This is a genomic window from Mycolicibacterium sp. XJ1819, assembly GCF_053483675.1.
Genome location: NZ_JBEFST010000016.1, coordinates 46,913 through 66,230 on the forward strand (window position 1 = coordinate 46,913; position 19,318 = coordinate 66,230).

Consider the following 19,318-nt stretch of genomic DNA (forward strand, 5'->3'; position numbering starts at 1 on the left):
GATGCGTTTCCTTGACGGGCACAAGCCCGGGTTCGACCTGACCTACGACGACGTGTTCATCGTCCCGGGCCGCTCCGAGGTGCAATCGCGGATGGACGTCGACCTGTCCACCTCGGACGGGTCGGGTACGACGATCCCGGTGGTGGTCGCGAACATGACGGCGGTGGCCGGGCGACGGATGGCCGAGACGATCGCCCGCCGCGGCGGCATCGTCGTACTGCCCCAGGACCTTCCGATCTCGGCGGTGCAACAGACCGTCGAGTTCGTCAAGAGCCGCGACATGGTGGTGGACACCCCGGTGGTGCTGTCCTCCGACGACTCGGTGTCGGACGCGATGGCGTTGATCCACAAACGCGCCCACGGCGCGGCGGTGGTGGTGCTCGAGAATCGACCGATCGGACTGGTCACCGAGGCCAACTGCGTCGGCGTCGACCGGTTCACCAGGGTCCGTGACGTCGCGGTGTCCGATTTCGTCACCGCGCCGGTGGGCACCGACCCGCGCAAGGTGTTCGACCTGCTCGAACACGCCCCGATCGAGGTCGCCGTCCTGACCGAGGCCGACGGCACACTGGCCGGGGTGTTGACGCGCACCGGGGCGCTGCGGGCCGGGATCTACACCCCCGCGGTGGATGCATCCGGACGGCTGCGCATCGCCGCGGCCGTCGGGATCAACGGTGACGTCGGCGCCAAGGCCCGCGCCCTGGCAGAGGCCGGGGTGGACCTGTTGGTGATCGACACCGCGCACGGCCATCAGATCAAGATGCTCGACGCCGTCGAGTCGGTGGCCGCGCTGGACCTCGGGCTGCCGGTGGCCGCGGGCAACGTGGTCTCGGCCGAGGGCACCAGGGACCTGATCGAAGCCGGCGCGTCGATCGTCAAGGTCGGCGTCGGCCCCGGCGCGATGTGCACCACCCGGATGATGACCGGGGTCGGCCGGCCACAGTTCTCGGCGGTACTCGAATGTGCCGCAGCCGCAAGGGAACTCGGAGCTCACGTGTGGGCCGACGGAGGTATCCGTCATCCACGCGATGTCGCGCTGGCATTGGCCGCGGGGGCGTCCAACGTGATGATCGGGTCCTGGTTCGCCGGCACCTACGAGTCGCCGGGCGACCTGATGATCGACCGCGAGGACCGGCCGTACAAGGAGAGCTACGGCATGGCGTCCAAACGCGCGGTCGCGGCGCGCACCTCCACCGACAGCCCGTTCGACCAGGCCCGCAAGGCGTTGTTCGAGGAGGGCATCTCCACCTCGCGGATGGGCCTGGACCCCTCCCGCGGCGGTGTCGAGGACCTGCTCGACCACATCACCGCGGGCCTGCGCAGCACATGCACCTATGTGGGCGCCGCCAACCTCGCCGAACTGCACGAGAAGGCGGTACTGGGTGTGCAGTCCCCCGCCGGGTTCGCCGAGGGCCATCCGCTGCCCACCGGTTGGTGAGTCCGACACCGCGCCGCCAGCCGCTACCATATGTTTTTCATCAGTCGTCTACTCGAAAGGGACGCCGTGCCGCAGGCACCCGTCGAGACCGCGGATGCCGATCGGGCTTTGCCGTCCGAGCGGCCGGGACGCGAGTCCTCCGACGCCGAGCCCCCCTCTAGTGGGCCGGGCACACCGCCCGGCGCCCGCATGCCGAGGGTCCGATGACCCTCACGATGTCCCTGCTGGCCATCGGCGCGATCGTGCTGTTGACGGCGGGGACCGCGGTGTTCGTCGCGGCCGAGTTCTCGCTGACCGCGCTGGAACGCAGCACCGTCGAGGCCAACGCCCGCACCGGCAACCGCCGCGACCAGATGGTGCGCCGGGCACACCGCACGCTGTCGTTTCAGCTGTCCGGCGCGCAGGTGGGCATCTCCATCACCACATTGGCCACCGGCTTTCTCGCCGAACCCGTCGTCGCGAGGCTGATCCACCCCGGCCTCGACGCGATCGGGGTGCCGCCGCGGCTCGCGAGCGGTCTGTCGTTGTTCTTCGCCGTGGTGATCGCCACGTCGCTGTCGATGGTGTTCGGGGAACTCGTCCCGAAGAACCTCGCGGTGGCCCGCCCGGTGCAGACGGCGCGCTGGTCGGCCGGACCGCAGTTGGTGTTCTCGGCGGTGTTCACCCCGCTGATCCGGCTGACCAACGGTACGGCGAACTGGATCCTGCGCCGGCTGGGTATCGAGCCCGCCGAGGAGCTGCGGTCGGCGCGCTCGGCACAGGAACTGGTGTCGCTGGTGCGAAGCTCCGCACGCAGCGGCGCGCTGGACCCGGTGACCGCGCAACTCGTCGACCGGTCCCTGCAGTTCGGCGAGCGCACCGCCGAGGAGTTGATGACTCCGCGGTCCAAGATCGAGGCGCTCGAGGCCGACCACACCGTCGCCGACCTGGTGTCGGCGGCCATCAAGACCGGCTTCTCCCGATTCCCGATCATCGCCGGTGACCTCGACGAGACGCTGGGCATCGCCCACGTCAAGCAGGTGGTGGAGGTGCCCCGCGACAGACACCACACCGCGCGGCTGGCCTCGCTCGCGCGGCCGGTCGCCAAGGTGCCCTCCACCCTCGACGGTGACTCGCTGATGAGCCAGATCCGCGCCAACGGTCTGCAGACCGCGTTGGTGGTCGACGAGTACGGCGGCACCGCGGGCATGGTGACGATGGAGGACCTGATCGAGGAGATCGTCGGCGACGTGCGCGACGAGCACGACTTCGAGGCACCCGGCGTCGTGCCCGCGGGACGCGGCTGGCAGGTGTCGGGTCTGCTGCGCATCGACGAGGTGGCCGACGCCACCGGGTTCCGCGCCCCCGACGGCGATTACGAGACCATCGGCGGACTGGTGCTCGAGAAGCTCGGCCACATCCCCGAGGTGGGTGAGTCGATCGAACTGGGTGCGTTCGAGCCGGACGGTCCGCTGGAGGATCCGGTGCGCTGGCTGGCCACGGTGGTCCGGATGGACGGCAGACGCATCGACCTGCTGGAGCTGACCAAGCTGGGCAGACGTCAGACCGGAGACGAGCACCGATGAGCGACATCTTCGGAGTGCTACTTACCGTGCTGCTGCTCGGGGCCAATGCGTTTTTCGTCGGCTCGGAGTTCGCGCTGATCTCGGCGCGCCGCGACCGCCTGGAAGCGCTGGCCGAGCAGGGCAAGAAGCGCGCGGTGACGGTCATCCGTGCCGGCGAGCAGCTGTCGCTGATGCTGGCCGGGTCCCAGCTGGGCATCACGATCTGCTCGATCCTGCTGGGCCGCGTCGGCGAACCGGCGGTCGCCCACCTGTTGGAGAAACCGTTCGGGGCGCTGGGCATCCCCGAGGCCGTTCTGCACAGCGTGTCCTTCGTGGTGGCGCTGGCCGTGGTGGTGATCCTGCACGTACTGCTCGGCGAGATGGTGCCGAAGAACATCGCCATCGCCGGGCCCGAATCGGCGGCGATGCTGCTGATCCCGACCTACCTGGTGTGGATGCGCTTCGCCAGGCCGCTGATCGCGTTCTACAACTGGTGCGCCAACATCACCCTGCGCGCGTTTCGCGTCGAACCGCGCGACGAACTCGACGTCACGGTCTCGACCGTCGAACTGTCCGAGATGATCGCCGAGTCGGTGTCGGTGGGGCTGCTCGATCCTGAAGAGCACAGCAGGCTGACCCGCGCCCTGCAGATCCGCAACCGGGTCGCCGACGACGTGGCCCTGCCGTTGACAGACATCCGCGCGGTCTCGGTCGCCGAGGAGGGGGCGGGTCCGACGGTCGCGGCGGTCGAACAGGCGCTGGCCGAAACCGGCTACTCCCGGTTCCCGGTGACCAACCTGTCCGGCGAGTACATCGGCTACCTGCACATCAAGGACGTCCTGCCGCAGTTCGAGGAGCCGACCAACGGCGACGCCGTGCTCGACGCGGCCATGGTGCGCCCACTGCCCCGACTGCCGGCCTCGCTGTCGCTGCCCGACGCGTTGTCGCGGCTGCGGCGCAACAAGGCCCATCTGGCGTTGCTCACCGCGCCCGACGGCAGTGTGTCGGCGATGGTCGCGCTCGAAGATCTGGTCGAGGACCTCGTCGGCACCGTGCGCGATGGAACCCACCGTGTCTGAGGTGCTGGCCGAGCAGGACTGGACCGCACGGGCACGTCGGCACCGGGCGCGGGTGGACGATTTCCTGGCGCACCACCGCGACGCCGCCGGACCACACCACCCGGTCTGGGCGTTCTTGTTCACCTACTACAGCCTGCGGCCTCGCCAGCTGCGCACCTGGCATCCTGGCTACGGCGTCGCACTCGCCGGAGCGTCGGCCCGCCGTTACCTGGGCCGCACCGGCTACGGGCCCGGTGCGCTCGGCGTCACGGTCACCCGTGAGCATCTGGCGGCCCGCGCCGAGACCGTGCGGTTCATCGCCCGGTTGCTGCGGGCCACGGCCACCCGACCGGCGCGGCTGAACTGCTTCGGGTTACACGAGTGGGCCATGGTGTACCGCGCGCCGACACCGCGCCACGCCCAGATCCCGCTGCGGCTGGGGGCCGCGGGCACCGACGCCGTCGTCGAGTCGATGCCGTTGCGCTGCAGCCATTTCGACGCGTTTCGCTTCTTCACCGCGTCCGCCGCCGGCCGCAACTGCGACCAGCTCACCCGCGACGACCAGATCGCGTCCGAACAACCGGGCTGTCTTCACGCGGCGATGGATCTGTACAAGTGGGCGTTCAAGCTGGGCCCGCTGGTCGAATCCGAACTCGTGACCGACTGCCTGGACCTGGCCGCACATGCCCGTGAACTCGACATGCGGGCCAGCCCCTATGATCTTCGCGACTACGGATTCGAACCGATCGCGATCGAGACACCGGCCGGTCGCGCCGAATACGTTCGTACTCAGCAGGCCATCGCCGACCGGGCGGAGCCGCTGCGGGCCGCCCTCGCAGAGCGGTGTGACGCGTTGCTTGCCTGCGTGGGCCGACAGCCGGGCAACGGTGCACGGCGAAGGGCCGACGTTACCCACGGGTAAGCTGTTGCGACAGCTAAAGGGAGGAAACATGACCGACCGCGTGACGGTAGGGAACCTGCGCGTGGCTCAGGTGTTGTACGACTTCATCAACAACGAGGCACTGCCGGGCACCGACGTGGACCCCGACACTTTCTGGTCGGGAGTGGACAAGGTGGTCGCCGATCTGACGCCGCGCAACGAGGAGTTGCTGGCGCGCCGCGACGATCTGCAGGCCCGCATCGACAAGTGGCACCGGCAGCGGGTGATCGAGCCGCTCGACAGCGACGCCTACCGCGAGTTCCTCACCGAGATCGGGTACCTGCAGCCCGAGCCCGAGGACTTCACCATCACCACCGCCAACGTCGACGACGAGATCACCACCACCGCGGGTCCGCAGCTGGTGGTCCCGGTGACCAACGCCCGGTTTGCGCTCAACGCCGCCAACGCCCGCTGGGGGTCGCTCTACGACGCGCTCTACGGCACCGACGTCATCCCCGAAACCGACGGCGCCGAGCAGGGCACCAGTTACAACAAGGTCCGCGGCGACAAGGTCATCGCCTACGCCCGCGGCTTCCTCGACGAGGCCGTGCCGCTGGCCGACGGAAAGTGGAGCGAGGCCACCGGCCTGCGCATCGAGGACGGTCACCTGGTCGTCGCGCTGGCGGATCAGACCACCGCGCTGGCCACCCCCGAGCAGTTCGTCGGCTACACCGGCGAGCTCGGCTCGCCGCAGTGGTCGGTGCTGCTGCGCAACAACGGCCTGCACATCGAGATCCTGGTCGACCCCGACTCCCCCGTCGGGTCCACCGACGCCGCCGGCATCAAGGACGTCGTGCTGGAGTCCGCGGTCACCACGATCATCGACTTCGAGGACGCGGTGGCCGCCGTCGACGCCGAGGACAAGACGGCCGCCTACCGCAACTGGCTGGGCCTGATGCGCGGCGACCTGTCCGCGGAGGTCACCAAGGACGGCACCACCTTCACCCGGGTGCTCCACGAGGACCGCACCTACAGCACCCCCGACCGCGGTTCCGGGTCCGGCGAGCTCACCCTGCCCGGCCGCAGCCTGCTGTTCGTGCGCAATGTCGGGCACCTGATGACCAACGACGCGATCCTGCGCACCGGGCCCGACGGCCAGGAGTCGGAGGTGTACGAGGGCATCCAGGACGCGCTGTTCACCGGTCTGATCGCCATCCACGGGCTGCGGGCGGGCGAGGCCAACGGCCCGATGGTCAACAGCCGCACCGGGTCGGTCTACATCGTCAAGCCCAAGATGCACGGTCCCGACGAGGTCGCCTACACCGTCGACCTGTTCAGCCGCGTCGAGGACGTGCTCGGGTTGCCGCAGAACACCCTCAAGGTCGGCATCATGGACGAGGAACGTCGCACCACCGTCAACCTGAGGGCGTGCATCAAGGCCGCGTCCGAACGGGTGGTGTTCATCAACACCGGCTTCCTGGACCGCACCGGCGACGAGATCCACACCTCGATGGAAGCCGGCCCGATGATCCGCAAGGGCGCCATGAAGACCCAGCCCTGGATCCTGGCGTATGAGGACAACAACGTCGACGCCGGTCTGGCGACCGGTTTCGTCGGGCGCGCCCAGATCGGCAAGGGCATGTGGGCGATGACCGACCTGATGGCCGACATGGTCGAGCAGAAGATCGGCCAGCCCAAGGCGGGCGCGAACACCGCCTGGGTGCCGTCTCCGACGGCGGCGACTCTGCACGCCATGCACTACCACCAGGTCGACGTCGCCGAGGTGCAGAAGCAACTCGCGGGTAAACGCCGCGCGACCATCGACCAACTGCTCACCATCCCGCTGGCCAAGGAGTTGGCGTGGGCGCCCGAGGAGATCCGTGAGGAGGTCGACAACAACTGCCAGTCGATCCTCGGCTATGTGGTGCGCTGGATCGACCAGGGCGTCGGATCCTCCAAGGTGCCCGACATCCACAACGTCGCGCTGATGGAAGACCGTGCGACGCTTCGCATCTCCAGTCAGCTGCTGGCGAACTGGCTGCGCCACGGCGTGATCACCGAGGACGATGTGAAGACCAGTCTGCGCCGGATGGCCGCGGTGGTCGACGAGCAGAACGCCGACGACGAGAAGTACCGTCCGATGGCGCCCGACCCGGAGGCCAGCATCGCGTTCTTGGCCGCCCAGGAACTGATTCTGTCCGGCGCCGATCAGCCCAACGGCTACACCGAGCCGATCCTGCACCGGCGCCGTCGCGAATTCAAGGCGGCCAATAGCGGTGGTTGATCCGATGGGTCGAGGACGCGGGCACGAGGTCAGCGGTGGGCAGGCATAGGCTTCCCGATCCCGAGGATTCGCCGGACGACGGGCGCCACGACGAGGCCGAGACCGAGCGGTTCGGCCAACCCGTCTACGGCACACCGGATTACCGCGGTTCGGACTGGTCCGGTTACCAGGATCCGTCGTTCGAGGAGCCATTCGACGATGAGCCGGCGTTCGACGAGGGGTTCGACGTCGAGGACCGTCGCGACGACACCTCGGACACCTCGGACACCTCCGACATTGCGGACACCTCCGACACCTCGGTGCCCCGGTTCCGCTCCGGTCCCCAGCACACCGGGGGCTGGGAAAACGGCGAATGGACCGGCAGCCACCGTGCGGTGACCACCGGCAGGCGCCCGGTCAGCGTCGGGGTCATCGTCGCGCTGGTCACCGTGGTCGTGCTGGTCGGTGCGTTCATCCTGTGGCGCTTCTTCGGCGACGCGTTGTCCAGTCGCAGCGACGTCGCGGCGGCGCGCTGCGTCGACGGCGAGCTGGCCGTCGCGGTGCTGGCCGATCCGTCGATCTCCGAGCATGTCCAGACGCTGGCCAACACCTACAACGAGACCGCCGCGCCCGTGGGCGACCGCTGCGTCAAGGTCGGGGTCAAACCCGCCGCCCCCGACCAGGTGGTCAACGGGCTCACCGACACCTGGCCGGCCGAACTGGGTGAGCGACCGGCCCTGTGGATTCCGGCCAGCTCCGTCTCGGCGGCCCGGCTCCAGACCGCGGCGGAGGCCAAGATCGTCAGCGACAGCCGCTCCCTGGTCACTTCCCCCGTCCTGCTCGCCGTCAGGCCACCGCTCAAACAGGCGTTGGCACAACAGAATTGGGCAACATTACCGGCCCTGCAGACCAACCCCATGGCGCTGGACGCGCTGGGGTTGGCGGGCTGGGGACCCCTGCGGCTGGCGCTGCCCCGCATCGGCGACAGCGACGCGTCCTACCTGGCCGCCGAGGCCGTCGCGGCGGCGTCGGCGCCCGACGGCCAGCCGCCCAGCGCCGGACTGGGCGCGGTGAACTCGTTGCTGGCGGGTCAGCCCGAGCTCACCGACGACACCGGCGCGGCCGCGATGGACGCGCTGGTCGGCGCCCGTGATCCGGCGAGCGCACCGGTGCACGCCGTGGTCACCACCGAACAGCAGCTCTACCAGAAGGCGTCATCGCTGCCCGATGCGAAAGACGTCCTGGCGGGCTGGCTACCGCCGGGGCCGACCGCCATGGCGGACTATCCGACGGTGCTGTTGACCGGTGACTGGCTGTCGCAGGAACAGGTCCGGGCGGCAAGCGAGTTCTCCCGGTTCATGCGCAAACCCGAACAGCTCGCCGACCTGGCCGCGGCGGGCTTTCGCACCGAGGGCGGCACACCGCCGCAAAGCGATGTCACCGACTTCGCCCCGGTTTCCGAGCCGCTGTCGGTGGGCGACGACGCCCAGCGCGCCACGCTGGCCGATGCGCTGACCGCCCCGTCGGGACCTCCGGCGGTGACGGTCATGCTGGACCAGTCGATGCCCAACCAGGAGGGCGGCACCTCCCGGTTGGCCAACGTGGTCACCGCACTCGACGCGCGCCTGCAGGCGTTGCCGCCGGACGCCGCGGTCGGCTTGTGGACCTTCGACGGGGTCCGGGGCCAGTCGGAGGTTCCGACGGGGCCGCTGTCCGAGCCTGTCGACGGCAGGCCCAGGTCGGACGAACTGTCCGCGGCGCTGGACTCCCAGACCGCATCCGGAGGCGGTGCGGTGTCCTACACCACGCTGCGGTTGGTCTACGAAGAGGCCAAGAAGAATTACCGCGAGGGACAGCAGAATTCGATCCTCGTCATCACCACGGGGCCGCACACCGACCGCACCCTGGACGGGGCGGGCCTTCAGGACTTCATCCGCGGCGCGTTCGACCCCGCCCGCCCGATCGCGGTGAACGTGATCGATTTCGACTCCGACTCCGACCGCCCCACCTGGGAAGCCGTCGCGCAGATCAGCGGTGGCGGTTACGAGAACCTGGCCAGTTCGGCATCGCCGGAACTGACCGCCGCCATCGCGCGGTTCGTGGCCTAGTGCGACGCCGTTGACAGCAGGCTCAGCGCGGCACGCATGAACACGTCGGGCACCTCCACCTGCGGGTAGTGCCCGACGCCGGGCAGTTCGACGACGTCTGCGGCGGGCCGCAGTTCGCGCAGACCGGCCAGCACATCGGTGGTCGCGACCGGGTCGTCGAGCGCCCACAGGAAGCTCAGCGGTTTGGGCCAGTCCCGCACCGCGCCATGCCACCGCGACGCGTAGCGGACCCGTTCGTCGAGGTAGGAGATCAGCAGGTGCGCGATGCGGTGACCGTCGTGGTGCGCCCACAGCGCCCACTGCGCATCACCCTCCTCGGCCGACAGTGGGTGGTGGGCGCTGAACAGCCTGCCGAATCCGCGGACGAAGGCCGACCGCCTCGACACCCGGGCCAGCACCGGGCCCAGCGGGCTGCGCAGCAGCTTCTGCGCGGGACGCAGGCTGGCTCGCTCCAGGATCACGCTGCCGTTGCCGATCACCGCGCATTGCAACTCGAATGGCAACGCGCCCTGCAGATCTCGCGCCAGCAACTCGGTGCCCACCGAGGTCCCCATGTCGTGTGCGACCAGCGCCACCGGCCCTGACGTCGTCTCGTTGACGACGGTCTGCACGATATCGGCCTGCTCGAACAGGCTGTAGTGGTGCGGTCGTGGCTTGTCCGACAGTCCGAACCCCAAGAAGTCCAACGTCACCCACGCCCGCCCGGCCAGATGGGCCACCGCGTGCCGGTAGTCGAACGAACTGGACGGAAACCCGTGCAGCAGCAGCACGGTGGGGCCGTCGCCGGTCTGCGACCGGACGAACACCCGGCCGGTGGGGGTGTCCAGCCATCGGCCGCCATCACGCCACTGCGCCACGCTCGCCGGCAACACCCCTGCGACCCTACGCTAGTCGCCGAACGTTGATTACCGCTCGAAGAATTGGCGAATTATCAAGCGGTAATCAACGTTCGGCGGGGAAGGTAGACCCTACGCGTCAGGCGAAGGCCTCCACCGGAGGGCAGGAGCAGACCAGGTTGCGGTCGCCGTAGGCGCCGTCGATCCGGCGCACCGGCGGCCACACCTTGGGCCGGTAGTTCTTGCCGAGCGGATAGGCCGCCTGCTCGCGGGTGTAGGGATGTTCCCAGTCGGTGACCATCAGGCATTCGGCCGTGTGCGGCGCGCCGCGCAGAGGGTTGTCGTCGACGGGCCAGGTGCCGGTGCCCACCTTGTCGATCTCGGCGCGGATCGCGATCATCGCGTCACAGAATGAATGGATCTCATCGAGGCTCTCGCTCTCGGTGGGCTCCACCATCAGCGTGCCGGCCACCGGGAAGCTCATCGTCGGGGCGTGGAACCCGAAGTCCGCCAAGCGTTTTGCGACATCGTCGACGGTGACGCCGGTCTGCTTGGTGATCGTCCGCAGGTCCAGGATGCACTCGTGGGCCACCATGCCGTGCTCGCCGGTGTAGAGCACCGGGTAGTACTCGTCGAGACGGCGCGCGATGTAGTTGGCCGAGGCGATTGCGGTCAACGTCGCCGCACGCAACCCGTCGGCGCCCATCATGCGGATGTAGGCCCAGGTGATCGGCAGGATCGACGCCGATCCGTAAGGTGCCGACGACACGGTGTGCTCGTCGGGCAATTCGTCGGCCAACGGGTGACCGGGCAGATATTTCGCCAGGTGCTCGCGCACCGCCACCGGGCCGACGCCGGGACCGCCGCCACCGTGCGGGATGCAGAACGTCTTGTGCAGGTTCAAGTGGCTGACATCGCCACCGAAGCGGCCGGGCCGGGCCAGGCCCACCAGCGCGTTGAGGTTCGCGCCGTCGACGTACACCTGGCCGCCGACATCGTGTACGGCCGCGCAGATGTCGGCGATGTCGTGCTCGAAGACGCCGTGGGTGGACGGGTAGGTCACCATCAACGCCGACAACCGGTCGGCATGCTCGGCGACCTTGGCGCGCAGATCGTCCAGGTCGACGTCGCCGTTTTCCCGGCAGGCCACCACCACCACCCGCATGCCCGCCAGCGCGGCCGACGCCGCGTTGGTGCCGTGCGCGCTGGACGGGATCAGGCACACGTCGCGCTCGGCCTGGCCCCGCTCGGCGTGGTAGGCCTGTATTGCGAGCAGGCCCGCGTACTCACCCTGCGATCCCGCGTTGGGCTGCAGCGACACCGCGTCGTATCCGGTGATCGCGGTCAGCCACGACTCGAGGTCGGCGATCAGCTTGCGCAGTCCGGGCGCATCGGCCGCCGGAGCGAACGGATGCTGACGCGCGAACTCCGGCCAGGTGATGGGCTCCATCTCGGCGGCGGCATTGAGCTTCATCGTGCACGAGCCGAGCGGAATCATGCTGCGGTCCAGCGCGATGTCCTTGTCCGCCAACGACCGCAGATACCGCATCATCTCGGTTTCGGTGCGGTACCGGGTGAACGCGGGGTGGGTCAAGAACTCCGAACGGCGGGTGGCGATGTCGGGCCCGCTGAACTCGGCAGCGGCCGGCGAGGCGCCGAAGGCCGACAGCACCGCGTCGACGTGGTCGTCGGTGGTGACCTCGTCGCAGGACACCGACACGTGATCGTTGTCGACCACCCACACGTTGATGCCCCGCGCCTTGGCCTTGTCGCGGATCGCCGCGGCCTGACCGGGAACTCGGGCCAGCACGGTGTCGAAGAACGCGTCGTGCACCGGTTCGACACCGGCCGCTGCCAAGCCGGCCGCCACCGCGCGGGCGCGACCGTGCACCCGGCGCGCGATCCGGGTCAGCCCGTCGGCGCCGTGGTAACTGGCGTACATGGCCGCCATGACGGCCAACAGCACTTGGGCGGTGCAGATGTTGCTGGTGGCCTTGTCGCGGCGGATGTGCTGCTCACGGGTCTGCAGCGCCAACCGGTAGGCGGGCGCGCCGTCGGCGTCCACGGAAACCCCCACCAGTCGGCCGGGCAACTGCCGGGCGTGCTTGGTCTGCACGGCCAGGTATCCCGCGTGCGGACCCCCGAATCCCATTGGCACACCGAATCTCTGGGTGCTGCCGAAGGCGACGTCGGCGCCGATCTCGCCGGGCGGCGTGATCAACGTCAGCGCCAACAGGTCTGCGCCGACCGCGACCAGCGCCCCGCGTTCGTGCGCCTGGGCGGTCAACTCGCTCCAGTCGACGACCGCGCCGCTGGCCCCCGGCAGCTGGACGATGACGCCGAAGAAGTCACCCTCGGGCAGACCCTGCCGCAGGTCGGCAGTGACGATCTCGATGCCGAGCGGTTTGGCGCGGGTGGCCAGCACGGCGGCGCTCTGGCGGTAGAGGTCGGCGTCGACGGCCAACCGGTTCGACGATCCGCGGGTCGCCCGGTGCAGCAGCGTCATCGCCTCGGCCGCGGCGGTGCCCTCGTCGAGCATCGAGGCGTTGGCCACCTCGAGACCGGTCAGGTCGCTGACCATGGTCTGGAAGTTCAGCATCGCCTCCAACCGACCCTGGCTGATCTCGGGCTGATATGGCGTGTAGGCGGTGTACCAGGCGGGGTTCTCCAGGATGTTGCGGCGCAGCACGGCGGGGGTGTGCGTGTCGAAGTACCCCTGCCCGATCATCGACACCGCGACGGTGTTGGAGTCGGCCAGCGCACGCAGTTCGGCCAGCGCCTGCTCCTCGGTGGCGGCCGGCGGCAACTGGTCGAGGCCGGGCGCCACCCCGTCGGCGGACAACGGGTCGAGGATGCCCGCAGGCAGCGCCTTCTCGGCGAGTTCGTCGAGCGATGCGACACCGATCGTGGTGAGCATCGTCGCGACCGCGTCGGAGTCCGGTCCGATGTGCCGGTCGACGAAGGCGGGTTGGTCGGGATCGAACACTGGCGACTACTCCAGTCCGTAGAGGTCCCATGCCGGTGGGTACCGCTTGGTTCCTCTCCCTCTGTCGTCACCCACTACGGGCGCCTGAGAGATTCGGCGGCTCGAAAGTGCGCCTTTCCCCATGGGCGGGCAAGCGCTGAGCTCACCGCTTTCCAGAGGCATCGTGGCCTTACACGGTCCCGGGTGCCTGAGAGTTTGACGGAGAGGTGTTGCTCCTTCGGCGTCCGTGACTGGCGGTCACGGAACTCTCCCATGCAAGGGCGATGCGCGAGCGATTCTACCTGCGTGCGAACCCGGTGGGGAACTAGCCGATCTTGCGGTCGCGGTGCTTGCGGCGGGAGGCGAGTTCGTCCTCGGGGGCGGCGATGGATTCGCCGCCGTCGGCCCGCTCACCGGGGAAGTCGGCGATCGCGCCGGTCAGCTCCCGCATGGCGCCGGAGACAGCGATGCCGAACACGCCCTGGCCGCCCTGCAGCAGGTCCACCACTTCCTCGGCGGAGGTGCACTCGTAGACCGTGGTGCCGTCGGAGAACAACGTGATGTTGGCCAGATCGCGCACCCCGCGTTGGCGCAGGTGGTCCACCGCGACACGGATGTTGTGCAGCGAGATGCCGGTGTCCAGCAGGCGCTTGACGATCTTGAGCACCAGGATGTCTTTGAACGAGTACAGCCGCTGGCTGCCCGAGCCCGCGGCGCCGCGGATGGACGGCACCACCAGGGAGGTGCGCGCCCAGTAGTCCAACTGGCGATAGGTGATCCCGGCGATCTGGCAGGCGCTCGGCCCGCGGTAGCCGACGAGTTCGTCGGGCACCGAGTCATCAGGGAACAGACCCGCCTGGATGGGTTCGCTGGGAGCCGTCAGGTCCGAATCTGCGGGGCCACCGCCGGACGACAGGTCCAGCTGCTCTTGACGTGGCGTGTCTCCCACTTTCGAATCCTCTCGCCGTCCAACACGCGTCTGTGACCTGCGTGGGCGCACCTTTGCCAAAGCCCGAGTATGTCGAGCATACGCTTTCCGCCGAGCCTGCGACTGTCCATCGATCGGTCCGGCACGTCAAAGTATGGCTGCCCGGGCCACCGTTGGATGAAACCCACCCCGCGTGTCGGCGTCGACGAGACGCATCCGTGACAAAACGGCAGTTGCCGGCGGTTGTCAGGTCGCCTTGAAATCGTCGGGCGACACGCTGTCGAGAAACTCCTTGAACTTCTCCACCTCGTCCTCGCGGACCGCGCCGGAGGCCTCGTCGTCGCTCTCGTCGGGGATCAGCAGACCGGCTTCGGCCAGCACAGCCTCCTCGACGTAGATCGGCACGCCCACGCGCAGCGCGATGGCCACCGAATCCGACGGCCGCGCCGACACCCTGATGTCGCGGTCGAAGATCAGATCCGCGTAGAAGGTGCCTTCCTGCAGGTCGACGATACGCACTTCCTTGAGCGAATGACCAAGCGCGGCAATGAGATCTCGGATCAGGTCGTGGGTCAGCGGCCGCGCGGGCTCCACCCCCTGCTGTTCCAGTGCGATCGCGGCGGCCTCCGACTGGCCGATCCAGATCGGCAGATAGCGGTCGCCATTCGACTCTCGGAGCAGCAACACCGGCTGGTTCTGGGGCTGCTCCACGCGAATGCCGACCACACGAACCTCACCCATCTGTGTCTGCCCTCCGCACGAAAGAAGCCTGCCAAAAAGCCTTGATTTCGAGTCTAATCCTCACCGGTCCAGTACGTCGCGCACAGCGGACTTGATCAACGACGTATGCAACGTGATCGCCAGCGCGGCCACCTCGCGGGCCAGGTCGTCGGCGCGGTCGCGCGCCCCCGCCTTCCCCGCCTTGACCACCGGCCCGGCGATCTGGGCGATCAGGTCGGACTGGCGGTCGGCGGCCGACCGGAACGCGCGCAGATGCCGGGGTTCCACCCCGTAGTCCGCGAGCGCCCGCGCGCACTGTGCGATGACCACCGAATGCTCGTCGTAGAACGCCGCGCCGGGCCCCTTGAAGGCCGGCGTGATCACCCCGGCCTTCACCAAGGCGTTGAGCAGATCCTCGTCGACACCCGAGCGGGCCAGCAGGTCCTCGCGGGACAACCGGACCTGCGTGCGGGCCACCCCGGCCTCGGCGGCCTCCGAACCCGAGGACTCCGAGGTGGCCGTCACCGGAACCAAACGCGGTACGCCGTAAGCGGATCCGCTTTCGGGAAGTTCCCCGTCGGGCTGAGCGTCGAGTTGGGCCTTGATCACCTTCAACGGCAGGTAGTGGTCGCGCTGCGCGGTGAGAATGAACCGCAGGCGGGCGCAGTCGTAGGCGGTGAACCGGCGATATCCCGACGCGGTGCGCTCCGGGGTGACCAGCCCCTCGGCCTCCAGGAACCGGATCTTGGAGATGGTCACGTCCGGGAAGTCCGGTCGCAGCAGATCCAGGACTGCGCCGATCGACATTCCCGACAGCGGGGTGTGGACGCCGGGTTGTGTCATCTACTCTTCCCGCGCGCGCTCACTGCTAGCTGCCCGGACCGCTGTCGTCGCTCTTGGGTCCGGTGAGGAACACCAGCCGGAACTTGCCGATCTGCACCTCGTCGCCGTTGGCCAGCACCGCGGAGTCCACCGGCTCACGGTTGACGTAGGTGCCGTTGAGGCTGCCGACGTCGACCACCTGGAACTCGCCGCCTTCGAGGCGGAACTCGGCGTGCCTGCGGCTCACCGTGACATCGTCGAGGAAGATGTCGCTGTCGGGGTGGCGTCCGGCCGACGTGATCGGCTGGTCCAGAAGAAACCGCGAACCGGCGTTGGGGCCGCGCTTGACGACGAGCAGGGCCGAGCCCGCCGGCAGGCCCTCGACGCCCGAGACCGTGCCCTCGGTGCCCGCCGCCGCCGGGGCGTCCAGCTCGTTGAGGAAGTCGGCGCGGAAAACCGAAGTCGTCTCCACGGTGACTTCGTCAGACGTCTGGTCAGCCCCAGAGTTCTGGTCGTTTTGCGTCACCCGCTGCTCCTAACTGGCTGCTGTGGCGATACAGGCCTGGCCTCCGGCGTACACCGTCTAGCTTCGACCGTACCGCGCAGTAGACGTCGTTGTGCCCACCACCGCCGGATCTGCCATCGGATTGGCGTCCGGTTTGCAAACCCTAACAACTTGTCATTCACCGACCGCGGCGCGGTAGCCGTCGGCGTCGAGCAAGCCGCCCAGGGCGTCGTCGAGTGCGGCGGCGTCGACCTGCAGGTCCACCAGCCACCCCTCGCCGTACGGATCGGAGTTGATCAGTTCCGGCGCACCTTCCAGATCACCGTTGACGGCAACAACTTTCGCGCTGACAGGTGCGTAAAGGTCCGAAACCGACTTGGTGGACTCCACCTCCCCGAACGACTCCCCCGCGGTCACCTCGGCGCCGACGTCGGGTAGCTGCACGAACACGACGTCGCCCAGTGCGGACTGGGCGTAGTCGGTGATGCCGACACGCACCGTGTCGTCACCGGTGCGCTTCACCCACTCGTGCTCATCGGTGTAGGTCAGGTCGGCTGGGATTTCGCTCACGGCGCTCCTTGGCTGCAAGAAATCATTTGACTGGCTGAGCGTATTGGCGCGGTTTCGGTTGCCGCAAGGCGGTCACGTCCACGCGCTCGGACTGCTCGACTACCATCGTGCCGCCCACGCGTTCGACACTGTCCACCGCACCCCCGGGAATGTTCATCGCCGCAGCCAGGGTGGGCGGATCCCCAATGGCCAGAATCGAATACGGGGGGTGAAGGGTCGCGTTGTCGACGATCAGGGCGCCCGGCGAGCCGACCACCCAGGTATCCACCCCGACGCGCACCGAGATTTGTCTGTCGCCGTCGCTACCCCGGACCTCCATGGCCTCGGCGCCTGCGTTGCGCAGTTCGTTGATCACGTCAAGCAGGCTTTCCGCAGGTACCCCCGGGGTGGTGTCGGTGATCGTCAGCGTCACCCCCGGCCCGGTCGCGGGCACCGTGCCGATCAAGATCGCGAGCGCGGCCAGCCGGGCCTGGGCGTTCTCGATGGCGGCTTGGTCGCTGGTGCCGGAGGCCTGTAGCTGAGCCAACGTGCGCTGCAGTTCGGTCACCTCGGTGTTCAGCGCTGCCTCACGTTGCTGCAGCGAGTCCAACAGCACCAGCAGGTCCGCGGGCCGGGCGGTGTCCAGCGTGTCACCCGACTCGTTCTGGCGGACCTGGGTGACGATGGCGACGCCGAGCAGCAGGCACAGCAGCACCGCGAGCGCGCCGAACACCAGCTGCGAGCGGCTGCGCCCCCGCAGACCCGCCAGTCCCCCGCCGCGCAGTCGGCCGATCTCGGGTGCGGGTTCGTCGGGCGCCAGTTGGTGGCGGCCCCCGTGTTTGGGTCCGGTGGGTTGCTCGGGTGTGTGTTCAGCCACGGGTCACGCGCCGAATAGCCTGCGCCGCAAGGCGGCCGCGTTGCCGAAGATGCGGATGCCCAGCACCACGACGATGGCGGTGGACAGCTGTGTGCCGACGCCGAGCTGGTCCCCGAGATAGACGATGAGCGCGGCCACCAGCACGTTGAACACAAACGACACCACGAACACCTTGGAGTCGAAAATCCGCTCCAGGTAGGCCCGCAGCCCGCCGAACACCGCGTCGAGGGCCGCGACCACGGCGATGGGCAGATACGGCTGGACGAATTCGGGCACGTCGGGGCTGAACACCAGCCCCAACACGATCCCGATGACGAGTGCGGCGATTCCGATCATCTGTGTGGACCTTACTGCCCAATCTGTTTGGCGAAATTGATCTCTCGAACTGAGCCGGCGGGCAGCGTCAGCGAGTCGGTGGCGCTCACCTCGGCCCCCACCCCGTATGACGCCTCCAGTAGCCGCAGGCGCTGCAGGCCGGGGCTGCGGTCGAAGACGTCCTGCATCGCGTTCGGTGGTCCGATCGCGAGGATGGTGTACGGGCTGCTGATGGGTTGATTGTCGACCAGGATGCCGCCCCCCGCCTGCCGGATGGTCACGTTGGGCCCGACGCGCACGCCACCGACCGAGATCGCCTCGGCGCCTGCGACCCACAGCGAGTTGACCACGAGCTGAAGGTCGCGGTCGAGGATCGTCTGCCGGCTGCCCGCCACCCGCTCCTTGGACACGTCGCTGAGGTTCCCGGTGACGCCTGGATCGGTGACGGTGACCGTCAGGCCGGGTCCGCGTACCGGGGCCGCCGCCGCGGCGAAGCCCGCCTCGTCGAGTTGCTCGAGCAGTTGCTGGCCGCGGGCGTCGCCCTCGAGGCGTTGCCGCCGCAGGGCGTCGACTTCCAGCGACAGCGCGTCACGGCGCGAATTGCTCTCGGCCGTAGCGTCTTCGGCCGAACGCACGCTGGCCACCAGCGCCCGCTGAGTCTCTGAGATGCCCGGTGCGGTGCTGCGGGCCTGAGCCACCGCGCCGGCGAACACCGCCGCGATCAGCAGCGCCCCGCACAGTTGCCAGGCCCACGACTGCCACCGTTTGCGGCGCCGCCCGCCTGCCTTCGCCTCGGCGGCCGCCGCGTAGCCGGGGTCGAGGTGTTCGGACAACAGCGAGCGCAGCAGCGAGGGCACCGGGATCAGCGTCGGCCGGTCCGCCCGGTGGGCGTTGCGACCGGCCTGCGGATCGAAGCCGCCCAGCATGTTCATCGTTGCCGCACCGGCGGCAGTTCACGCATCACCATCGCCACCTGGATCAGGTACAGCACACCCGACCACACATACATCGCCAGGCCCCAGATCAGAAAGCCCCAACCGCAGGCACCGATCACCCGGCTCCACAGGGCGTCCCACTGCCCCAGAAGGATCAGCGGAAGCCCGGACATCAGGGCGAAGGTCGCCGCTTTGCCGATGTAGGTGACCGGCAGCGCGGTGAGCCCGCGGCTGCGCAGCAGCGGCAGCGTGGCGGCGAGCACCACGTCGCGGCCGATCAACGTGAGCACGATCCACCACGGCAGCGAGCCGTGGATCGCCATCGCGACCGGGATGACGACCATGTAGATGCGGTCGACGGCCGGGTCGAGCAACTCACCGAGCCGGGACGACTGGTTGTCGACCAGCCGGGCGATCTTGCCGTCGGCCCAGTCGGAGAACCCGCTGAACATCAGCACCGCCACCGCCCACCCGGTCGCGTCGGCCACCAACAACAGCCACAGGAACACCGGGACCAGCAGCAGGCGCAGCGCGCTGAGCACGTTGGGCACCGTGAGCACCCGCCCGTCCGCCAT

Annotated in this window: 17 protein-coding genes and 2 riboswitches; of the genes, 6 read left to right on the plus strand and 11 right to left on the minus strand. The window is 68.7% G+C overall.

The features are described 5' to 3' along the window. Window position 1 precedes the first annotated feature (1 nt). From ABQE89_RS18285 to ABQE89_RS18310, 6 genes are all read left to right on the plus strand, one after another. Complete coding sequence (locus tag ABQE89_RS18285) at window positions 2-1,438, plus strand: GuaB1 family IMP dehydrogenase-related protein (protein ID WP_448419147.1); 1,437 nt, start codon at window positions 2-4, stop codon at window positions 1,436-1,438. A 203-nt stretch (window positions 1,439-1,641) separates the two neighbouring features. Next, window positions 1,642-3,003: a hemolysin family protein gene (locus ABQE89_RS18290; RefSeq protein WP_448419149.1), complete on the plus strand. Its 1,362-nt coding sequence runs from the start codon at window positions 1,642-1,644 to the stop codon at window positions 3,001-3,003. Continuing rightward, window positions 3,000-4,061: a hemolysin family protein gene (locus ABQE89_RS18295; RefSeq protein ID WP_448419151.1), complete on the plus strand. Its 1,062-nt coding sequence runs from the start codon at window positions 3,000-3,002 to the stop codon at window positions 4,059-4,061. The genes ABQE89_RS18290 and ABQE89_RS18295 overlap by 4 nt, the downstream gene beginning before the upstream one ends. After that, a complete protein-coding gene (locus ABQE89_RS18300; RefSeq protein WP_448419153.1) occupies window positions 4,042-4,962 on the plus strand; it encodes a 3-methyladenine DNA glycosylase in 921 nt (306 codons plus the stop codon). The genes ABQE89_RS18295 and ABQE89_RS18300 overlap by 20 nt, the downstream gene beginning before the upstream one ends. 28 nt (window positions 4,963-4,990) lie before the next feature. Beyond that, window positions 4,991-7,204: a malate synthase G gene (locus ABQE89_RS18305; protein WP_448419155.1), complete on the plus strand. Its 2,214-nt coding sequence runs from the start codon at window positions 4,991-4,993 to the stop codon at window positions 7,202-7,204. A gap of 35 nt (window positions 7,205-7,239) precedes the next feature. Beyond that, window positions 7,240-9,291, plus strand: a complete 2,052-nt coding sequence (locus ABQE89_RS18310; protein ID WP_448419157.1) for a vWA domain-containing protein — start codon at window positions 7,240-7,242, stop codon at window positions 9,289-9,291. On the opposite strand, the gene ABQE89_RS18315 is transcribed toward ABQE89_RS18310, so the two are convergent. The 11 genes from ABQE89_RS18315 to ABQE89_RS18365 form a co-directional block, all read right to left on the minus strand. Then, on the minus strand, window positions 9,288-10,163 hold the full coding sequence (locus ABQE89_RS18315) for an alpha/beta fold hydrolase (protein WP_448419159.1): 876 nt from the start codon (window positions 10,161-10,163) through the stop codon (window positions 9,288-9,290). The genes ABQE89_RS18310 and ABQE89_RS18315 overlap by 4 nt on opposite strands. Window positions 10,164-10,266: 103 nt before the next feature. Next, on the minus strand, window positions 10,267-13,113 hold the full coding sequence (gene gcvP / locus ABQE89_RS18320; RefSeq protein ID WP_448419160.1) for an aminomethyl-transferring glycine dehydrogenase: 2,847 nt from the start codon (window positions 13,111-13,113) through the stop codon (window positions 10,267-10,269). A 51-nt stretch (window positions 13,114-13,164) separates the two neighbouring features. After that, window positions 13,165-13,277: riboswitch (glycine riboswitch) on the minus strand. Continuing rightward, a riboswitch (glycine riboswitch) is annotated at window positions 13,278-13,376 on the minus strand. Between the two features lie 41 nt (window positions 13,377-13,417). Continuing rightward, on the minus strand, window positions 13,418-14,041 hold the full coding sequence (locus ABQE89_RS18325) for a MerR family transcriptional regulator (RefSeq protein WP_448419162.1): 624 nt from the start codon (window positions 14,039-14,041) through the stop codon (window positions 13,418-13,420). Window positions 14,042-14,266: 225 nt separating this feature from the next. Next, window positions 14,267-14,761 (minus strand): bifunctional nuclease family protein, encoded by a 495-nt coding sequence (locus ABQE89_RS18330; RefSeq protein ID WP_448419164.1) that lies wholly within the window; start codon window positions 14,759-14,761, stop codon window positions 14,267-14,269. Window positions 14,762-14,821: 60 nt separating this feature from the next. Beyond that, window positions 14,822-15,583 (minus strand): transcriptional regulator FtsR, encoded by a 762-nt coding sequence (gene ftsR, locus ABQE89_RS18335; RefSeq protein WP_448419166.1) that lies wholly within the window; start codon window positions 15,581-15,583, stop codon window positions 14,822-14,824. A 25-nt stretch (window positions 15,584-15,608) separates the two neighbouring features. Beyond that, on the minus strand, window positions 15,609-16,088 hold the full coding sequence (garA, locus tag ABQE89_RS18340; protein WP_448419168.1) for a glycogen accumulation regulator GarA: 480 nt from the start codon (window positions 16,086-16,088) through the stop codon (window positions 15,609-15,611). A gap of 153 nt (window positions 16,089-16,241) precedes the next feature. Further along, window positions 16,242-16,637 carry a glycine cleavage system protein GcvH gene (gene gcvH, locus ABQE89_RS18345; protein ID WP_448419170.1) on the minus strand — a complete coding sequence of 132 codons (396 nt, stop codon included), beginning with the start codon at window positions 16,635-16,637 and terminating at the stop codon, window positions 16,242-16,244. A gap of 22 nt (window positions 16,638-16,659) precedes the next feature. Next, the gene (locus tag ABQE89_RS18350; RefSeq protein ID WP_448419172.1) at window positions 16,660-17,493 is read right to left on the minus strand and encodes a DUF881 domain-containing protein; all 834 of its coding nucleotides are present in this window, start codon (window positions 17,491-17,493) and stop codon (window positions 16,660-16,662) included. 3 nt (window positions 17,494-17,496) lie between these two features. Next, window positions 17,497-17,829, minus strand: coding sequence for a small basic family protein (locus ABQE89_RS18355; protein WP_448419174.1), 333 nt, complete (start codon window positions 17,827-17,829; stop codon window positions 17,497-17,499). An 11-nt stretch (window positions 17,830-17,840) separates the two neighbouring features. Further along, on the minus strand, window positions 17,841-18,740 hold the full coding sequence (locus ABQE89_RS18360; RefSeq protein ID WP_448419176.1) for a DUF881 domain-containing protein: 900 nt from the start codon (window positions 18,738-18,740) through the stop codon (window positions 17,841-17,843). After that, window positions 18,737-19,318, minus strand: coding sequence for a CDP-alcohol phosphatidyltransferase family protein (locus tag ABQE89_RS18365; protein ID WP_448419178.1), 582 nt, complete (start codon window positions 19,316-19,318; stop codon window positions 18,737-18,739). Before ABQE89_RS18365 ends, ABQE89_RS18360 begins: the two co-directional genes overlap by 4 nt.